The sequence below is a fragment of the Corallococcus sp. AB049A genome (genome assembly GCF_003668885.1).
GTDB lineage: Bacteria > Myxococcota > Myxococcia > Myxococcales > Myxococcaceae > Corallococcus > Corallococcus interemptor.
The window spans coordinates 1-557 of record NZ_RAWL01000917.1; the positions used below are offsets into that span (position 1 = coordinate 1).

The 557-nt window shown below is 67.7% G+C and carries 1 protein-coding gene; it reads right to left on the reverse strand.

Annotation, left to right across the window (positions count from 1 at the left end; translation table 11 throughout):
* On the reverse strand, positions 1-183 hold a 183-nt coding region (locus D7X55_RS40220; protein ID WP_147470463.1), incomplete at its 3' end, for a hypothetical protein.
* Positions 184-557 lie beyond the last annotated feature (374 nt).

The window sequence follows — 557 nt, forward strand, 5'->3', positions numbered from 1 at the left end:
CTTCTTGGCGCGCTCCTCCTCGAAGGAGTCCAGGTAGCGGCCTTCCGCGGGGTTGAGCGGCTTGGCGTCCGGGGCGTCCGGCAGGGGCTCCTTCACGGACTGGGCGGCTGCCGCACGTTCGGCCGTGGCCTGGCGGATGCGGGCCATCACCGAATCGAGCTTGGAGCCAATACCGAGGGCCATGGGCTTCTCCTGTCGCGACTGGGTCTTTTTTCTCCCGCATTATCCGCGCAGGACTTTGGAGGTTGCTTCCGGATCACGGGTTTTGACGGAAGCGCTTGATTTCCGACGCAACCGTGCAGGCGCCCGGGCCGAGAAACATGGAATCCTGGACTGAGGGGTACACTGGACCCATGGCGAACCGGCATGACAGGGACGATGGGCCTTCCGCGCCCGGCTCCGCGCCGCGCGTTTCGACGTCGCGGGAATCCTACGGTACAGGTAGAGCCAACGCGACGGGGCGGAGTGGGGCGGAGGCCTCGGCGCCTTCGCGGGGGGGCGAGTCGCAGCGGCTCTCGTCTCGGCAGGTGGGCCGGTTCGTCCCGCTGAAGGTGCTG